The sequence below is a fragment of the Mycobacterium sp. AMU20-3851 genome (genome assembly GCF_043974665.1).
Taxonomy (GTDB): Bacteria; Actinomycetota; Actinomycetes; order Mycobacteriales; family Mycobacteriaceae; genus Mycobacterium.
This window is the reverse complement of sequence record NZ_CP146371.1, coordinates 1,106,433-1,123,602: the sequence shown is the minus strand read 5'-3', so window position 1 is coordinate 1,123,602 and position 17,170 is coordinate 1,106,433. Positions and strand designations below refer to the sequence as shown.

Below are 17,170 nucleotides of genomic sequence, written 5' to 3'. Positions count from 1 at the left end.
CTGCCGGGCGCTAAGTTTCTCCGGTGGCCCGGATCGCCGAAGACCTGCTTCTGCTGCTGCTCGACAATGCGTCGGGGCAACCCGGTCTCGACCGGCAGCGCAGGCAGCGGGTGCTCGGCGCCGCGGTGCTACTCGACCTGGCCGGGGCGTGCCGGATCCGACCGGCGGTCGACGGCGACCCCGTCGAACCGGGGCGGCTCATCGCACTGACCGCGTCCGGACCGGTTGACCCGGTCACCGGGCCGGCCCTGGCATTGCTCTCCCAGCGCCCGCTACGGCCGGGCACCGCCGTCGCCAAGCTGAGCAGAAACACCGAGGATCAGCTCCTGGAGCATTTGCAGCGGTGCGGGCTGATCCGTCGTATCCCGTTGCCGTCCAAGGGTTTCAAGAAGGCGGCCGCGTTCCCGATGCTGAACAGGGACCGGGTGGACGGGGCCCGTGCGGCGCTGCTGGCCGCACTGTTCGAGCGTCGCCCGCCGACCCCGTCGACCGCCGCGATCATCACGCTGCTACACGACGCCGACGGACTGGGTGCACTGTTGAGCCTCAACGACCGCGGCTGGCGCTGGGTGCATGCCCGGGCCGGCGAGATCGCCCTCGGCAGCTGGGTCGACGAGTCACCGGCCGCGCTGCCGGAGGTCAACCTGGCCGTCACGGCGTCGGCACTGCGCCCGGCGCTGAGCAGCCGGTAGGCGCGCTCAGCGCAGCGCCTGCTCCAGATCGCCGAGCAGGTCGGCGGCCTCCTCGATGCCCACCGAGAGCCGCACCAGATCGTCGGGCACCTCCAGCTGCGAACCCGCGGTGGACGCGTGCGTCATCGCCCCGGGATGCTCGATCAGCGACTCCACCCCGCCCAGAGATTCAGCGAGAATGAAAATCTCGGTGCGCGCACAGAATTCCTGGGCCGCCGCCCGCCCGCCGCGCAGGCGCACCGACACCATGCCGCCGAAACCGGACATCTGCTTGGCCGCGACCTCGTGGTTGGGATGGCTGGGCAGACCCGGGTAGAGCACCGAGTCGATGGCCGGATGCTCGGCCAGGAACTCGGCCACCTTGGCCGCGTTCTCGCTGTGCCGCTGCATGCGCAGCACCAGGGTCTTCAAGCCCCGCATGGTCAGGTACGCGTCGAAGGGCCCCGGCACGGCGCCCGCCCCGTTCTGCAGGAACGCGAGCGCGACGTCGAGTTCCTCATCGCTGGTGAGCAGTGCACCGCCCACCACATCGGAGTGTCCGCCGATGTACTTCGTCGTGGAATGCAGCACGATGTCGGCACCCAGGGTCAGCGGCTGCTGCAGAGCCGGAGAGGCAAACGTGTTGTCCACCAACAACTTCGCACCGGCCTTGCCGGACAGTTCGGCGATCCCGGCGATGTCGGCGATCGACAGCAGCGGGTTGGTGGGGGTCTCGACCCAGATCAGCTTGGTCTGGTCGGTGATCGCGGCCGCCACGGCATCCAGATCGGCCAGCGCCGCCGGCGTGTACTGAATTCCCCACTGGGTGAACACCTTGTCGATCAACCGGAAGGTGCCCCCGTAGGCGTCGTCGGGGATGACGACGTGGTCACCGGGCCGCAGCACCGCTCGCAGGGCGCAGTCGGTGGCCGCCATGCCCGAGGCGAAGGCCCGGCCGTAGTCGGCCTGCTCGACGGCGGCCAGCGAGGCCTCCAGCGCCGCCCGGGTCGGGTTCCCGGTGCGGGCGTACTCGAAGCCGCCACGCAGCCCGCCCACGCCGTCCTGGGCGAAGGTGGAACTGGCGTAGATCGGGGCGTTGACGGCGCCGGTGGCGGCATCGGGCCGGAACCCGGCGTGGATGGCCCGGGTCGCCAGACCCTGCCAACGGTGTGCGTCGTGAGCGCTGCGCTGTTCACCCATACCGATCAGGGTAGTGCCGCCCGGAAAACGCGAAACGGGGTGGACCGTGCGGTCCACCCCGTCCCTTGCGCTATGCCGCCTACGGCGTCAGCGGTGCCACCTGGCCGCCGGTGAGGCGCCGGAAGGCGTAGACCGTGATCAGCGAGATCAACGGGTACGCGACCAGCAGGCCGACGAAGCACGCCAGTACCCCGAGAATCGCGATACCGATGGTGGTCAACCAGGTCAACGCCATCGGACCGAAGTTGGCCTTGCCGATCTCGAAGCTGGTCTTGACGCCGTCGATACCGGAGGTGTTGCGGTCCAGCACGATGACGGTGGTGAACAGCAGCATGATCGTCGCGATGATGCCCGGCACGATGCACAGCAGCACGCCGATGAAGACGATGATGCCGGACACGACCGACGCGATCACCACGTTGCCGACGTTGCGCGGTTTGAAGAACGACCCGATCTCCACCGGCTGCCCGTTGGCGATGTCGAGCATTCCGCCGACATAGGCGGACTGCACCACGGCCGCCACCACCAGCATGACCGCGCTACCGAGCAGCGAGACGACGATGCCGCCGGTGCCCATCGAGAAGCTCGCGGAGTACTCGTCGTACGACGTCGTGGTGAACGAGTTGGAGATCAGCTGGATGATGCCCTGCAGAACGGCGTAGATCAGGCCGAACACGATCGTCGGGACGAGGATCGCCGCGACGTTCTTGCTGAACTTGTTCCACGCCCAGGAGACCGCCTCTCCGACGCTGTAGGCCGGCGCACCGAATCCGGGCGCACCGGGGTAACCGGGCGGCGGGTATCCACCCGGTGCCGGGTATCCCCCGGGCGGGGGCGGGGGCGGGTAACCGCCCTGCGGCGGCGGCGGGTATCCCCCGGGCGGGGGCGGCGGCGGGTAGCCACCCTGCGGGGGCGGCGGGTAGTTCCCGGGCGGAGGTGGGGGCGGGTAATCCCCTTGCGGTGGCGGGTAGTTCCCGGGTGGTGGATAGCCACCCTGCGGTGGCGGCGGGTAACCGCCCGGGGGCGGGACGTTCTCCGGGGGCGGCGGGTATCCGCCGGGCGGGGGTGGTGGTTGAGTCATGTCACCTTCTCGTGAGTGAAACGCTGACGGGAAACACCGGTCTGCGGTTGTGAATCCACGAACCGGCACTGCAGATGTACCGATGACGCCGCAATGAGCTTATGTCACAACGGCACACAGACGGTCTTCATTATCTTGTCGGCCAGTGTCTGACGTTTGGCATCCCAGAGCGGGAACAGGTAGCCGATATAGCAGATGATCGCGTCCACCACGTGCGCCAGCTGCCGCACGATGGACGGGCCGAAACCGATTGGCCGGCCGGTACTCTCGCCGACAACCTGGAATTTCAGGATGCCCTTGCCGATGCTCGACCCGGTGGTGCCCTGCCGGTAGCCGTAGTTCCAGACCAGGTAGATGAGCGCCAGAATCCAGGTGACGGTGAAAGACACCTGCCCCAACGTGGACGCCCCGGTGGCGCAGAACTCGCCGAGATCGTATTCCGAGGAGTCGGTGACACACACCGTTTCCCGGGTACCGATGAGCAGGCCATAACCGATGGCCTCCAGGATCGCGACCGGCAGGATGTCGATGATCCAGGCCAGCACGCGGGTCAACCACGGCGTGTAGGCCTCTTTCGGCAATCCGCCGGCGTACCCGCCCGACGCGGGGGGTGGTGGCGGCGGGAAACCGCTCTGCGGCGGGGGCGGATACCCCCCGGGCGGTGGCGGCGGAACGTTTCCAGGCGGAGGCGGCGGCGGGTAATTCCCTGGGGGTGGTGGCGGTTGCTCTGTCATGTGCGCCTTCCGATGAGGAAATTAGCTGAGTCTGCGGCGTGTAACCCTACCTGAGAACATGCTCAGATAGGCGCCGCTGACGCCAACTTCATCCACCGGATACGCCGCAGGTCAGCCGGGTGTTTGCCCACGCCGCCGCGCTGTTTCGCCCCTCCTAGCGGTGCACACGCCCTTCGGACAACGATCCCAACAGGTCGTGCCGGGTCAGCACGCCGATCGGCTTACCGTCCTCGACGACCATCACGGCGTCGCAGTCCCGCAATGTTTTTGCCGCGGTACCGAGCAGTTCGCCGGATCCGATGAGCGGCAGCGGGGCGCTCATGTGCAGGGCGACCGCGTCGGCGAGCTTTGCTCGGCCTTCGAAAACCGCTGACAGCAACTCCCTTTCGGACACGCTGCCGGCGACCTCGCCCGCCATCACCGGGGGCTCCGCACCGACCACCGGCATCTGCGAGACCCCGTACTCGCGCAGGATGTTGATCGCGTCACGCACGGTTTCGGACGGGTGCGTGTGCACCAGGTCCGGCAGCGCACCGGACTTGCGGCGCAACACCTCTCCCACCGTGACGTCCTCGATGGACCCGTCCAGTCGGCTGCGCAGGAAGCCGTACGAGGACATCCAGCCGTCATTGAAAACCTTTGACAGGTAGCCACGTCCGCCGTCGGGCAGCAGCACGACGATCACCGCGTCGGGTCCGGCCTGCTCGGCCACCTTGAGTGCGGCCACCACGGCCATCCCGCACGAGCCGCCGACCAGCAGCGCTTCTTCGCGGGCCAGCCGCCGGGTCATCTCGAACGAATCGGCGTCGGAGACAGCGATGATCTCGTCCGGGACGGTGGGATCGTATGCGCTGGGCCAGAAATCCTCGCCGACACCCTCGACCAGGTACGGCCGCCCGGTCCCGCCGGAGTACACCGAGCCCTCGGGGTCGGCGCCGATGATCTTCACCCGGCCGTCGGAGACCTCCTTGAGGTAGCGGCCGGTGCCGGTGATGGTGCCGCCGGTGCCCACGCCCGCCACGAAATGGGTGATCTTCCCGTCGGTGTCGGCCCAGATCTCGGGGCCGGTCGTCTCATAGTGGCTTTCTGGGCCCATCGGGTTGGAGTACTGATCGGGCTTCCACGCGCCCTCGATCTCCTCGACCAGCCGGTTGGACACGCTGTAGTAGCTGTCCGGGTGATCCGGCGGGACCGCCGTCGGGCACACCACGACATCGGCACCGTAGGCCCGCAGCACGTTCTGCTTGTCCTCACTGACCTTGTCCGGGCAGACGAACACGCAGTGGTACCCACGCTGCTGGGCGACCAGGGCCAGCCCGACCCCGGTGTTGCCGGAGGTCGGTTCGACGATGGTGCCGCCCGGCTTGAGCTCGCCGGAGGCCTCCGCGGCGTCGATCATCTTGACCGCGATGCGGTCCTTGGAGCTACCGCCGGGGTTGAGGTACTCGATCTTCGCCGCGACCAGGCCCGACCCCGGTGGGACCACCGAGTTCAGCTGGACGAGCGGAGTATTACCGATGAGCTCGCTGATGTGCCGGGCGATACGCATGCCTCTATGGTCTCAGGCCGCCCGGCGCCTCACCAGGTGGCCTCACGAATGTAGTCGCCGATCTGGCGCAGAGACCGGGTCGCCTCACCGACGATCGGCGAACACAGCTGGAACACGTGCATCTGACCGGGCCAGATGCGCACCTCGACCGGGACCCCGGCCTCGGCCAGCATCCGCGCGGCCTTTCGCGCGTCGTTGAGCAGAACCTCCGAACCGGACACGTGGATGAGCGTGCGCGGCAGCCCCGGCTCGATGTGGTCGAGCGGTTCGTAGATTTCCTCGCCCTGCCGGTCGGCGGCCGCGCCGACCATCTCCACCAGCGCGTCGAATGCCTTCGGCGGGAACATCGCGTCGGTCCGGGCATTGGGGTGCTGGGTGCGGCCCGCATTGTCGATCTCGAACAGCGGGGACATCGTGACCACCGCGGCGGGCGGCTCGTCGAGCCCCTCGGCCTGCAGCCGCTGGGCCAGCGCCAGGGCCAGGTAGCCGCCGGCCGAGTCGCCGGCCAGCACGATGCGCTCGGGCGGGTAGCCGGCCAGCCGCAACCACTTGTAGGCGTCGTAACAGTCGTCGAGCGCCACCCCGATCGAATGCTTCGGGATCATCCGGTAGTTCACGACGAACACCGGGCTGTCGGCGAACTTGGACAGTTCGGTCGTCAGCCGGCCGTGCGTGTTCACCCCGCAGGTGAGGAACGCGCCGCCGTGCAGGTAGAGGATGACGCTGCGCTTGCCGTCGGCGGGCAGCACGCCCGCCGCGCGCACCAGTTGCGCCGTGCAGTGCGGCAACGCGATGGTGGCCCGAACCGTGCCCGGGGCCGGGCGCAGGACGCGCGCGGCGAAGTCGAGCACCCCGAACGGCCACGGCAGTTTGGGTACATGGCTACCGATAGCCAGCGTCGGCTTGATGGTCATCATGGCGACTAACCCCGCCAGGCGGCCCGCGATGCCAGCGCCGTCCTCGACGATCTCTACCGGCCGCCAGTCCCCGACCGGAAAACGTCGAGACTGACGGGCTTGAGCTGCGCTTATCGCAGCGCGCGGAGAACCAGAAACCTTGCTTGGTGCCGTCATCGCCACCACTTCCTACGCCGTTGTAGTACCCGTTGTCGGTATTTACTTAGCCAACCGGGGTAACTTAGCTTGCCCGGCCACAACAGGTTCAACAATCAAGGAATCTGTTTTGGTACCGCTTTTGGTACCCCAATGTGACCTGGACAAACCGTCCGGGAGTGCTGACAGCGGGCAAACGTCTCTAAAATCGACCGCGTGGGTTCACGCAGCCGTGCTCCTCGCATCCGCAACCGGTCGACCCTGACCCTGGCAGCCGTCGCCACCGTGGCGTCCACCGGCTATCTGGGGGCGCGCAATCTGCTCAGTGGGCAGGCCGCCCAGGCCCGCCGGGTCATACCCAAGTCCTGGGACATCCCGCCCCGCGCCGACGGCGTCTACACACCCGGCGGCGGGCCGGTCGAACGCTGGACCCGCGATGTGCCCTTCGACCTGCACCTGATGATCTTCGGCGACTCCACCGCCACCGGTTACGGCAGCGCCACCGCCGACGAGGTGCCCGGCGTGCTGCTGGCCCGCGGCCTGGCCGAGGAGTCCGGTAGACGGATCCGGTTGAGCACGAAAGCGATCGTCGGTGCCACCTCCAAGGGGCTGTCCGGGCAGATCGACGCCATGTTCGTGGCCGGTCCCCCGCCGGACGCGGCGGTGATCATGATCGGGGCCAACGACATCACCAAACCCAACGGGACGCGGGCGTCGGCGCGCCGACTCGGGCGGGCAGTGCAGCGCCTGCGCGCCGCGGGCGCGGTCGTGGTGGTCGGGACCTGCCCGGACTTCGGCGTCATCAGGGCCATCCCGCAGCCGTTGCGATGGGTGGCGCACAGTCAGGGGCTGCGGCTGGCCCGGGTGCAGGCGGCCGAGGTGCGGGCCGCCGGTGGCGTGCCGGTGCCGTTCTCCGACCTGCTGGCACCGGACTTCCACAAGACCCCCGAGGTGCTCTTCTCCTCGGACATGTTCCACCCGTCCGGCGCCGGCTACCGGCTGGCCGCCCAGCAGCTGCTACCCGCGCTGTGTAACGCGTTGGGCGACTTCGTATCTGACGTTCCCTCCGAACCCGCCCTGGAATCGCGGGTGGATGAGGGCGATTCGCTGCTGGCCCGGATCGGCAACGTGAGCCGGCTGTGGCGCCGCACAACCGGGGTCCCCGCACCGATCGTGGCCCCCGCGAGCTAGCGTGGAGCCAACCAAGCACTTGTTCACGGAGGTCAACATGCCCGAAGCCGTCATCGTCGCCACCGCCCGCTCCCCCATCGGGCGCGCTGCCAAGGGGTCGCTGGCCACCATGCGCCCCGACGATCTGGCCGCCCAGATGGTGCGGGCCGCACTCGACAAGGTGCCGTCGCTGGACCCGCGCGATATCGACGATCTGATGATGGGCTGCGCGCAGCCCGCCGGTGAGGCCGGCTACAACATCGGGCGCGCGGTCGCCGTCGAACTCGGCTACGACTTCCTGCCCGGGACCACCGTGAACCGGTACTGCTCGTCCTCCCTGCAGACCACCCGGATGGCCTTCCACGCCATCAAGGCCGGCGAGGGTGACGTGTTCATCTCCGCCGGTGTGGAGACGGTGTCGCGCTTCGGCGTCGGTGCCGCCGACGGTGCTCCGGACAGCAAGAACGCGCTGTTCGCCGAGGCCCAGGCCCGCACGGCCAAGCAGGCCGAGGAGGAGAGCACCTGGCATGACCCCCGTGAGGACGGTCTCATCCCGGACGTCTACATCGCGATGGGGCAGACCGCCGAGAACGTCGCCACCTTCACCGGGATCAGCCGCGAAGACCAGGACCACTGGGGTGTGCGCTCGCAGAACCGCGCCGAGGAGGCCATCAAGAGCGGCTTCTTCGAGCGGGAGATCTCGCCGGTGACGCTGCCCGACGGCACCGTGGTGAGCACCGACGACGGTCCGCGCGCCGGCACCACCTACGAGAAGATCAGCCAGCTCAAGCCGGTGTTCCGCCCGAACGGCACGATCACCGCCGGCAACGCTTGTCCGCTGAACGACGGCGCCGCTGCCGTCGTCATCATGAGCGACACCAAGGCCAAGGAGCTCGGCCTGACCCCGCTGGCCCGCATCGTGTCCACCGGGGTGTCCGGACTCTCCCCGGAGATCATGGGTCTGGGCCCGATCGAGGCCATCCGCAAGGCGCTCGCGAAGGCCGGCAAGACCATCTCCGATATCGACCTGGTCGAGATCAACGAGGCGTTCGCGGTGCAGGTGCTGGGCTCGGCACGGGAGCTGGGCATCGACGAGGACAAGCTGAACGTGTCCGGCGGCGCGATCGCGCTGGGCCACCCCTTCGGCATGACCGGCGCCCGGATCACCGCGACCCTGCTCAACAACCTGGCCACCCACGACAAGACCTTCGGCATCGAGTCGATGTGCGTCGGCGGTGGGCAGGGCATGGCGATGATCGTGGAGCGGCTCTCTTAATCGCGTTCACGCTGCGGTGGGGGTGCACCAGCGCCCTCACCGCGGCGGCGCCCAATAGACTCCCTGCCGATGACCACTCTCGGAACACCCCTGTCCCCGAACGCCACCCGGGTGATGCTGCTCGGCTCCGGTGAGCTCGGCCGTGAAGTCCTGATCGCGTTGCAGCGGCTCGGCGTGGAGACGATCGCCGTCGACCGATACGCCGACGCGCCCGGACAGCAGGTCGCCCATCACGCGCACACCATCTCCATGACCGATCCGGAGCAGCTGCGGGCGCTGATCGAGGCCGAGAAGCCGGACCTGGTGGTGCCCGAGATCGAGGCGATCGCCACCCCGGTGCTGGAGGCGCTGGAGGACGCCGGGGTGGTCCGGGTCATCCCGACCGCGCGGGCGGCCCGGTTGACCATGGACCGCGAAGGCATCCGGCGGCTGACCGCCGAGACGCTCGGGGTGCCCACGAGTCCGTACCGGTTCTGCGATTCGCTCCCCGAGCTGCAGGCGGCGGTCGGCGAGATCGGTTACCCGTGTGTGGTGAAGCCGGTGATGAGCAGCTCCGGCAAGGGGCAGTCCAAGATCGACGGGCCCGACGGCGTCGAGGCGGCCTGGGAGTACGCGATGTCGGGCAGCCGGGTCAGCAACACCCGCATCATCGTCGAGGGGTTCATCGACTTCGACTACGAGATCACGCTGCTGACGGTGCGCAGCGTCGGCGCGTCCGGTGCGATAGAAACCCAGTTCTGCGAGCCGATCGGGCATCAGCAGGTCAGCGGCGACTATGTGCAGAGCTGGCAGCCGCACCCGATGTCGGCCGCCGCGCTCGCGAGCGCCCAGGAGATCGCCCGCAAGGTCACCGAGAACCTGGGCGGGCAGGGCATTTTCGGCGTCGAGCTGTTCGTCAAGGGCGATCAGGTGTGGTTCAGCGAGGTCAGTCCGCGCCCACACGACACCGGGATGGTCACGATGATCACCCAGTGGCAGAACGAGTTCGAACTGCATGCGCGTGCGATCCTCGGCCTGCCCGTCGACACCACCTGCAAGACGCCCGGTGCGAGCGCGGTGATCTACGGCGGCGTAGACGCAAAAGGTGTGGTGTTCGACGGAGTGGACGCCGCACTGGCCGTGCCGCGCACCGACATTCGGCTGTTCGGTAAGCCGGAGAGCTTCGTGAAACGCCGGATGGGTGTCGCGCTGGCCTACGACGCCGACGTCGACGTTGCTCGGGCCAACGCGGTCGAGGCCGCCGGGCGGGTCACGCCGCGGGTCCCCTAGCTTCCGTTTTATGCGCCGACGGTGCGCTCAGATCGCTTTTTCGGTGAAATTTTGGATCTGAGTGCACTCTCGCGGCCCATGCGCGCGCGAGCCGGTCGAGAATTACTCGTTCGCCGTGCCGCTTGGCCACGCGAAGCCGATGCCAACCCAGCTCGTCGAGGTCCTCGGTGCGGACGATGTCGTGGGCGAACTGAGCGGGGCTGGTGCGGTGATGGTCGCCGTCGTACTCCACGGCGAGCTTGAAGTCCTCCCACCCCATGTCCAGGAAGTACTTGCGGCGCCCGTCGGCGCTCACCACCGGGATCTGGGTACGCGGTCGCGGGTAGCCGGCGCCGATGATGAGCAGACGCAGCCAGGATTCGCGGGGCGATTCGGCGCCGGGGTCGTGGAGGTCCAGCGCTGTCTGGAGTTGGCGTATCCCCCGCTTGCCGCCGTGGCGGGAACGAGCCCGGTCCAGTACCTCCGCAGCTCGGAAGTACCGGGCGTTACCCAGCGCGTCCAGGCGGGCCACGGCCTCCTCCAGGGGAGCCCGGCGGCCCAGGTCGAAGACCGTGCGTTCGATGCTGGTCACCGGCAGTCCCCAGCGCCCGGCATCGGTGATCTCGTCCGCGTGCACTTGGTGGCTGTAGGTGCGGATCCCGAGGGGAGGCCGGCGACTCGGGTAGACCAGTTCGACGGGTAGCGAATCCTCGATGTAGCGCGCACCGTGCAGTGCCGAGGCGGTGAGCCCGCACAGCACCGCCTTGCGCCGCGACCACAGCCAGGCGGCCAGCGCCCGGTCGTCGAAGGTGAGATCGGCATCGTTGGGGACGTACACGTCGGGGAAGATCGCGGTGAACCGGGTGCGTAGGCGATACTTCGAGATTCGCCCGGCCGCGACCGCCTCGCTGCCGACGAAGGGGGTCATGAGTCGAGACTCGCCGGTCGCAGACGCCCAGAACACCCCTGCCGCGGCATCTGTGGATGAATCTGCACCGAGGGTGCAATCAGATCGAGGATGGGGCCGAAAAGTCGCACTCAGTGCACGCTCAGCGCGAAAAGGGCGTGAAAAAGGGCGCCCACGCTGTGGACGCCCTTTCTCTCGCAGTACTACTAGTCGTTGTTGAAGTAACTCAGCAGACGCAGGATCTCCAGGTACAGCCACACCAGGGTGACCATCAGGCCCAGGGCGACGCCCCACGCGGCCTTCTCCGGAGCACCGGCGCGGATCATCTGGTCCGCTGCGTCGAAGTCGATCAGGAAGCTGAACGCCGCCAGACCGATGCACAGCAGCGAGAAGCCGATCGCGATGGCGCCGCCGTCACGCAGGCCCATGCCCGCTCCGCCGCCGACACCGAACATGCCGAGCACCAAGTTCAACAGCATCAATGCAACCACGCCGAAGAGGCCGGCAACGATCATCCGGGTGAACTTCGGGGTGACGCGGATGGCGCCGGTCTTGTAGACGACCAACATGCCGAAGAACACGCCGAGGGTGCCGACGATGGCCTGGAAGATCATCGCGCCGCCGCCGCTGGAGATCATGTTGGCGAAGACGAACGAGATCGCGCCCAGCGCCAGGCCTTCCAGCCCCGCGTAGGACAGCACGATGGCCGGGTTGTCCTGCTTGCGGCCGAAGGTCGCGATGAGCACCAGTACCAGCGCGCCGAGCGCGCCGACGAGGGTGAACGGCATCGCCAGACCGGGGTTGCCCGACACCAGGAAGTACGAGACGGCACCGACAGCGGTCAACAGGGCCAGGCTGATGCCGGTCTTGGTGACGACGTCGTCGATGGTCATCGGCCGGGCGACGCCGGCCTGCCGCTGGTCGGGGTACTGCGTCGCCGCGTAGGGGTCTGCATGCACCTGCTGCGCACCGAAGCTTGCGGCTCCGGTACCGAACTGCGCGTATCCGCCCTGCCCCTTGGGCAGAGATCGGAATACCGGGTTGCTGCTTTCGCGCACCGTAGGTCCTCTCCCTATGTGGTGGGTTCGATTTGCCGAACACACGATCAACGATCAATGCTCCGAACAGGTTCCCATGCCCTGCCAGCGGGAACTGAGAGAGTTCTCAGGAAACGTCCAGCTTGATCTTGGTGCAAACCCTACCCGTCGCACGTCACGCCGGGACTACGAACTACATTGCAAACGTGGCAGAAAACGAGGACATCCTAGTAAGTGTCCGGAACGGCGTCGGCATCGTCACGTTGAACCGGCCCAAAGCGATCAACTCGCTCAACGACGTCATGGTCGCGGGCCTGCAACACGCACTCACCGAGTGGGAGCACAACGACGAGGTCAAGACCGTCCTGCTGACCGGGGCCGGGGAGCGCGGCCTGTGCGCCGGCGGTGACGTCGTGGCGCTCTATCACAGCGCCCGGGGCGATAAGGCCTACGCACGCAAGTTCTGGTGGGACGAGTACCTGCTCAATGCGCACATCGGGCGGTTCGCCAAGCCCTACGTCGCGGTGATGGACGGCATCGTGATGGGTGGCGGCGTCGGCATCGCCGCGCACGGAAGCGTCCGGGTCGTCACCGAGAAGACCAAGATGGGCATGCCCGAGGTGGGCATCGGCTTCATCCCCGACGTCGGCGGCACCTACCTGCTGTCCCGCACCCCCGGACTGCTCGGCATGCACGCCGCGCTGACGGGCGCCCCGTTCTCCGGTCCGGACGCCATCGCCATGGGCTTCGCCGACCACTTCGTCCCGCACGACCGCCTCCCCGACTTCATCGAGGCCGTCGTCACCGACGGGCACGAGGACGCGCTGAACTCCTACGCCGAGGAGCCGCCGGAGAGCGACCTGCTGGCCCAGCGGCACTGGATCGACAGCTGCTACGCCGGGGACACGGTGGCACAGATCCTCGCCGACCTGCGCAGCCACGCCGACGAGGCCCAGGGCCATGACGGAGGCAACGCCGCCGCGGCCGCGGCCGAACTGATCGCCACCCGCTCCCCCATCGCGCTGGCTGTCACGCTCACCTCGATCCGGCGGGCCGCGCACCTGCACACCCTGGAAGAGGTTCTGGCCCAGGAGTTCCGGGTGTCGGTGGCCTCCCTGGCCTCGCACGACTTCGTCGAGGGCATCCGCGCCCAGCTCGTCGACAAGGACCGCAACCCGCAGTGGTCGCCCGCCACGCTCGACGCGGTGGACGAGGCGGCGATCGACGCCTACTTCGCCTCCGCGAACCCCGATCTCACCTTCTGAAGAGGAGCAGCCACATGAGCTACGAGACCATCCTGGTGACCCGCGAGGGTCGGGTCGCCACCATCACCCTGAACCGGCCGAAGGCGCTCAACGCCCTCAACAGCCAGGTCATGCACGAGGTCACCACCGCGGCGGCCGAGCTCGACGCCGATCCGGGGATCGGGGCCATCATCCTCACCGGCAGCGAGAAGGCCTTCGCGGCCGGCGCCGACATCAAGGAAATGGCCGACCTGTCCTTCGCGGATGTCTTCAGCCAGGACTTCTTCGCGCTGTGGGGCAAGTTCGCCGCCACCCGCACCCCCACCATCGCCGCGGTCGCCGGGTACGCCCTCGGCGGTGGTTGCGAGCTGGCCATGATGTGTGACCTGCTGATCGCCGCGGACACCGCGAAGTTCGGTCAGCCCGAGATCAAACTCGGTGTGCTGCCCGGTATGGGTGGCAGCCAGCGGCTGACCCGCGCCATCGGCAAGGCCAAGGCGATGGACCTCATCCTCACCGGCCGCACCATCGACGCCGCCGAGGCCGAGCGCAGCGGCCTGGTGTCCCGCGTGGTGCCGGCCGACAGCCTCCTCGAGGAGGCCAACGCCACCGCCGCGACCATCGCCGGGATGTCGCTGTCGGCGGCCCGGATGGCCAAGGAAGCCGTCAACCGCGCCTTCGAGTCGACGCTGGCCGAAGGACTGCTCTACGAACGGCGGATCTTCCACTCGGCCTTCGCGACCGAGGACCAGAAGGAAGGCATGGCCGCGTTCACCGAGAAGCGCGCGGCGAACTTCACCCATCGCTAAAGTCGAGCGGTGACCGCCGCTCCCCGGACCGCGACTCCCGACGCGCCAGCGCCCGAGCCGACCGTCAAGTCCGCCTGGTGGATTCGGCACTACACCTTCACCGGCACCGCCGTCGGCCTGGTGTTCATCTGGTTGTCACTGACCCCGTCACTGCTGCCCCGCGGACCGCTGTTCCAGGGACTGGTGAGCGGCGCGGCCGGCGGTATCGGTTACGGCCTGGGCGTTTTCGGCGTCTGGCTGTACCGCTACATGCTGTCCAAGGACAGCACGCCGGCGGCGCCGCGGCGCGCCTGGCTGATCCTGGTCGTCGTCGGGGTGCTCGGGCAGCTCGCGGCGATCGTCTATTTCCACGTCTGGCAGGACGACATCCGGGACCTGATGGGCGTGCCCCGGCTGGGGTTCTGGGACCACCCGCTGACCGCGGTGCTGGCCATCGTGTTCCTGTTCCTGTTCGTCGAGATCGGCCAACTGATCGGCAAATTGGTCCGGTTCCTGGTGCGCCAACTGGAGCGGGTCGCGCCACCGCGGGTGTCCGGTGTGGTGGCCGTGGTGCTGGTGCTGGCGTTGGCGATCGCCTTGCTCAACGGCATCGTGGCGCGGTTCGCGATGACCACGATCAACAACACCTTCGAGAACGTCAACAACGAGACCGATCCCGACAACCCCGCTCCCACAACGGTTCTGCGCTCCGGCGGGCCGCAGTCCCTGGTCAGCTGGGAATCGCTGGGGCATCAGGGCCGCAACTTCGTGGCGGGCGGGCCGACGGTCGACGAGCTCACCGAGTTCAACGGCGCACCGGCGACCGAACCCATCCGCGCCTACGCCGGGCTGAACTCCGCCGACGGCATCAAAGCGACCGCCAAACTGGCCGCCAAGGAATTGCGCCGCACCGGGGGGCTGGACCGTGAGGTCATCGGCATCGCCACCACCACCGGCACCGGGTGGATCAACGAGGCCGAAGCGTCGTCGCTGGAGTACATGTACAACGGCGACACCGCCCTGGTGTCCATGCAGTATTCGTTCCTGCCCAGCTGGATCTCCTTCCTGGTGGACCAGGAGAACGCGCTGCAGGCCGGGCAGGCCTTGTTCGAGGCGGTCGACGCGATGGTGCGGGAACTCCCCGAAAACGACCGTCCGAAGGTCGTGGTGTTCGGGGAGAGCCTCGGGTCCTTCGGCGGCGAGGCCCCGTTCCTGGCGCTGAACAATCTCATCGCCCGCACCGACGGGGCGCTGTTCTCCGGGCCGACGTTCAAGAACGACATCTGGACCTCGCTCACCATCAACCGTGACGAGGGTTCCCCGCAGTGGCTGCCGATCTTCGACGAGGGCGAGAACGTCCGGTTCGCGGCGCGGCCGGAGAACCTGGGCCGCCCCGACGATCCGTGGGGCTCCCCGCGCGTGGTCTACCTGCAGCACGCCTCGGATCCGATCTCCTGGTGGAACCCGGATCTGCTGTTCGCCAAACCGGATTGGCTGCGGGAGGCCCGTGGATACGACGTGTCCCCGCGCATGGAGTGGATTCCGGTGGTGACGTTCCTACAGGTCTCCGCCGACATGGCGGTGGCCGTGGACGTACCGGACGGGCACGGCCACGTCTATGTCCGCGATGTCGCCAACGCGTGGGCGGCGATCCTGCGGCCCCCGGGCTGGACGGCGGAGAAAACCGAGCGACTGCGCCCGAACCTGCGTTCAGACGAGAACAGTTGACCGCAATTCCTCCGGAAGGGCGTGGTAACCGCCGATGACGTCGGTTGCCTTGTGCAGGCCCAGGTCCTGCAGCGCCGCGGCGGCCAGGCTGGAGGTGTAACCCTCCGAGCACAGCACGATCCATTCGACGTCATCGTCGACGGCCTCGGGGATGCGGGCGTCGCTGGTGGGGTCGCAGCGCCATTCCAGGTGGTTGCGCTCGATGAGCAGGGCGCCGGGGACCTCCCCTTCGGCCGCCCGCTGCCAGCCCGGACGGATGTCGACCAGCAGCGCCCCGCGCCGCAGCGCGGCGGCCACGTCGACGGCCTCGATCCGCTGCAGACGGGCCCTGGCGGCGTCCAGCACGGCATCGATTCGACTGGGCATGACTATCCTTCCGGGGCGTCGGTGAGTTCGGTCCGGTTGCGGCGCAACGTGTTCCGATCGGTCACCTCGTAGTAGGACATCGCCGACAGCGGCGGCGAATAGGCGTGCACGCTCAGCGTCACCGGGGCCGCGGCCGGGGCCGGGGCCCAGACCACATCGTGCACCCACCCCAGCGGGAAGGCGGCCTGATCGCCGGCGGTGAGCTCGCGGTCACGCAGGGCCTTACCGTCCCAGCGGGTCTCCTGCAGCGCGCCGGACACCACCGTCAGCGCGCCCAGCGACCCGCCGTGATCGTGCAGCTCCGTGGACTTGTCCGGCACCCAGCTGATCAGCCAGATGTCGAGTTCGTCGTCGCCGTAGAGCCGGTTGTACCAGCGCTCGTCGGCGGTCAGCGGGGCCGAGGCGAGCAGCCGGTCGTAGCGGCCCGAGAGCACGTCGTCGGCGCAGCGGTCGGTGGCCTGCAGCAGATCGGGCAGACGCAGTCGGGTCGGCGCGGACACGGCGGGCGGGGTTTGCAGAACGGGGGCAACCATGGTGGAACTCCAGGAAGAAGACGAACAGGTGGGCGGGCATCACACAGCCCGACAACACCCCTGGTACGCCGTTCCCTCCGTCATGGCGGCCAGTGTTGCATAGATTGACCCCATGCGCCGCTACCCGATCCTCGTGACGGCAGCCGCCGTCGCCCTGCTGGCGGGGTGCTCCCCGACCACCGAGCAGCCCGCCACCGAGACGTCGACGCCGAGCCCGTCGAGCACCGCAGCGACACCGCCCTCCCCGTCGGGGATGGCCGCCCACGGCGCGATACAGGTGTCCCCGGGCGGTGTCACCACGGCCGTGGACGCGCCCGCGAACGCCACCGAATCCGGCTATGGCCAGGCCTGCCTCGCGGCCCGGGCGTGGATCGACGGCCGTCCGGGTGAGCCGGCAGACCTGGCCGAGGCCTATCTGAAGACGCTGCAGGAACCCGGCGCGGTCGGCCCGGGCAGCTTCAACCAGCCGTGGGCGGACCTGACCCCCGGCCAGCAGGCCGGCGTCATCATGGCGGTCAACTCCGCGGCGAAGAAGGAGTGCGGATAGCGTTCGGATCACGCCGATCGAAAAGGCGGCCCACGACGG

Annotated in this window: 17 protein-coding genes; 8 read left to right on the top strand and 9 right to left on the bottom strand. The window is 68.4% G+C overall.

Translation table 11 applies throughout. The features are described 5' to 3' along the window. The first annotated feature begins 23 nt into the window (after positions 1-23). A complete protein-coding gene (locus V4U86_RS05560; RefSeq protein ID WP_395310288.1) occupies positions 24-692 on the top strand; it encodes a GOLPH3/VPS74 family protein in 669 nt (222 codons plus the stop codon). Between the two features lie 6 nt (positions 693-698). On the opposite strand, the gene V4U86_RS05555 is transcribed toward V4U86_RS05560, so the two are convergent. From V4U86_RS05555 to V4U86_RS05535, 5 genes are all read right to left on the bottom strand, one after another. Then, positions 699-1,871 (bottom strand): cystathionine gamma-synthase, encoded by a 1,173-nt coding sequence (locus V4U86_RS05555; RefSeq protein ID WP_395310287.1) that lies wholly within the window; start codon positions 1,869-1,871, stop codon positions 699-701. A 79-nt stretch (positions 1,872-1,950) separates the two neighbouring features. Continuing rightward, positions 1,951-2,952 (bottom strand): hypothetical protein, encoded by a 1,002-nt coding sequence (locus tag V4U86_RS05550; RefSeq protein ID WP_395310286.1) that lies wholly within the window; start codon positions 2,950-2,952, stop codon positions 1,951-1,953. 104 nt (positions 2,953-3,056) lie between these two features. Further along, complete coding sequence (locus V4U86_RS05545; protein ID WP_395310285.1) at positions 3,057-3,686, bottom strand: RDD family protein; 630 nt, start codon at positions 3,684-3,686, stop codon at positions 3,057-3,059. Positions 3,687-3,840: 154 nt separating this feature from the next. After that, positions 3,841-5,235, bottom strand: a complete 1,395-nt coding sequence (locus V4U86_RS05540; protein ID WP_395310284.1) for a cystathionine beta-synthase — start codon at positions 5,233-5,235, stop codon at positions 3,841-3,843. 29 nt (positions 5,236-5,264) lie between these two features. Next, a complete protein-coding gene (locus tag V4U86_RS05535; protein ID WP_395310283.1) occupies positions 5,265-6,308 on the bottom strand; it encodes an alpha/beta hydrolase in 1,044 nt (347 codons plus the stop codon). 195 nt (positions 6,309-6,503) lie between these two features. Between V4U86_RS05535 and V4U86_RS05530 the strand changes: the two genes are divergently transcribed. From V4U86_RS05530 to purT, 3 genes are all read left to right on the top strand, one after another. After that, positions 6,504-7,478, top strand: a complete 975-nt coding sequence (locus tag V4U86_RS05530; RefSeq protein ID WP_395310282.1) for an SGNH/GDSL hydrolase family protein — start codon at positions 6,504-6,506, stop codon at positions 7,476-7,478. Positions 7,479-7,515: 37 nt separating this feature from the next. Further along, positions 7,516-8,733 (top strand): acetyl-CoA C-acetyltransferase, encoded by a 1,218-nt coding sequence (locus V4U86_RS05525; RefSeq protein WP_395310281.1) that lies wholly within the window; start codon positions 7,516-7,518, stop codon positions 8,731-8,733. A 69-nt stretch (positions 8,734-8,802) separates the two neighbouring features. Further along, positions 8,803-10,002, top strand: coding sequence for a formate-dependent phosphoribosylglycinamide formyltransferase (purT, locus tag V4U86_RS05520; protein ID WP_395310280.1), 1,200 nt, complete (start codon positions 8,803-8,805; stop codon positions 10,000-10,002). Here the strand turns inward: purT and V4U86_RS05515 are convergent. After that, positions 9,983-10,909, bottom strand: a complete 927-nt coding sequence (locus tag V4U86_RS05515; protein ID WP_395310279.1) for a DUF559 domain-containing protein — start codon at positions 10,907-10,909, stop codon at positions 9,983-9,985. The two genes, purT and V4U86_RS05515, sit on opposite strands and share 20 nt — an antisense overlap. Before the next feature lie 185 nt (positions 10,910-11,094). After that, positions 11,095-11,946 carry a Bax inhibitor-1/YccA family protein gene (locus V4U86_RS05510; RefSeq protein ID WP_395310278.1) on the bottom strand — a complete coding sequence of 284 codons (852 nt, stop codon included), beginning with the start codon at positions 11,944-11,946 and terminating at the stop codon, positions 11,095-11,097. Between the two features lie 185 nt (positions 11,947-12,131). Here V4U86_RS05510 and V4U86_RS05505 point away from each other — a divergent pair, with 185 nt between their 5' ends. From V4U86_RS05505 to V4U86_RS05495, 3 genes are read left to right on the top strand one after another with little or no spacing between them, the layout of a single operon-like run. After that, a complete protein-coding gene (locus V4U86_RS05505) occupies positions 12,132-13,190 on the top strand; it encodes an enoyl-CoA hydratase/isomerase family protein (RefSeq protein ID WP_395310277.1) in 1,059 nt (352 codons plus the stop codon). A 14-nt stretch (positions 13,191-13,204) separates the two neighbouring features. Then, positions 13,205-13,978 (top strand): enoyl-CoA hydratase, encoded by a 774-nt coding sequence (locus V4U86_RS05500; RefSeq protein WP_395310276.1) that lies wholly within the window; start codon positions 13,205-13,207, stop codon positions 13,976-13,978. A gap of 9 nt (positions 13,979-13,987) precedes the next feature. Beyond that, the gene (locus tag V4U86_RS05495; RefSeq protein WP_395310275.1) at positions 13,988-15,685 is read left to right on the top strand and encodes an alpha/beta hydrolase; all 1,698 of its coding nucleotides are present in this window, start codon (positions 13,988-13,990) and stop codon (positions 15,683-15,685) included. On the opposite strand, the gene V4U86_RS05490 is transcribed toward V4U86_RS05495, so the two are convergent. Together V4U86_RS05490 and V4U86_RS05485 are read right to left on the bottom strand one after the other, a co-directional pair. Then, on the bottom strand, positions 15,668-16,051 hold the full coding sequence (locus V4U86_RS05490; RefSeq protein WP_395310274.1) for a rhodanese-like domain-containing protein: 384 nt from the start codon (positions 16,049-16,051) through the stop codon (positions 15,668-15,670). The genes V4U86_RS05495 and V4U86_RS05490 overlap by 18 nt on opposite strands. A gap of 2 nt (positions 16,052-16,053) precedes the next feature. Continuing rightward, positions 16,054-16,584, bottom strand: coding sequence for a cysteine dioxygenase (locus V4U86_RS05485; RefSeq protein ID WP_395310273.1), 531 nt, complete (start codon positions 16,582-16,584; stop codon positions 16,054-16,056). Positions 16,585-16,696: 112 nt separating this feature from the next. Here V4U86_RS05485 and lpqV point away from each other — a divergent pair, with 112 nt between their 5' ends. Further along, complete coding sequence (gene lpqV / locus V4U86_RS05480) at positions 16,697-17,131, top strand: lipoprotein LpqV (protein ID WP_395310272.1); 435 nt, start codon at positions 16,697-16,699, stop codon at positions 17,129-17,131. Positions 17,132-17,170 lie beyond the last annotated feature (39 nt).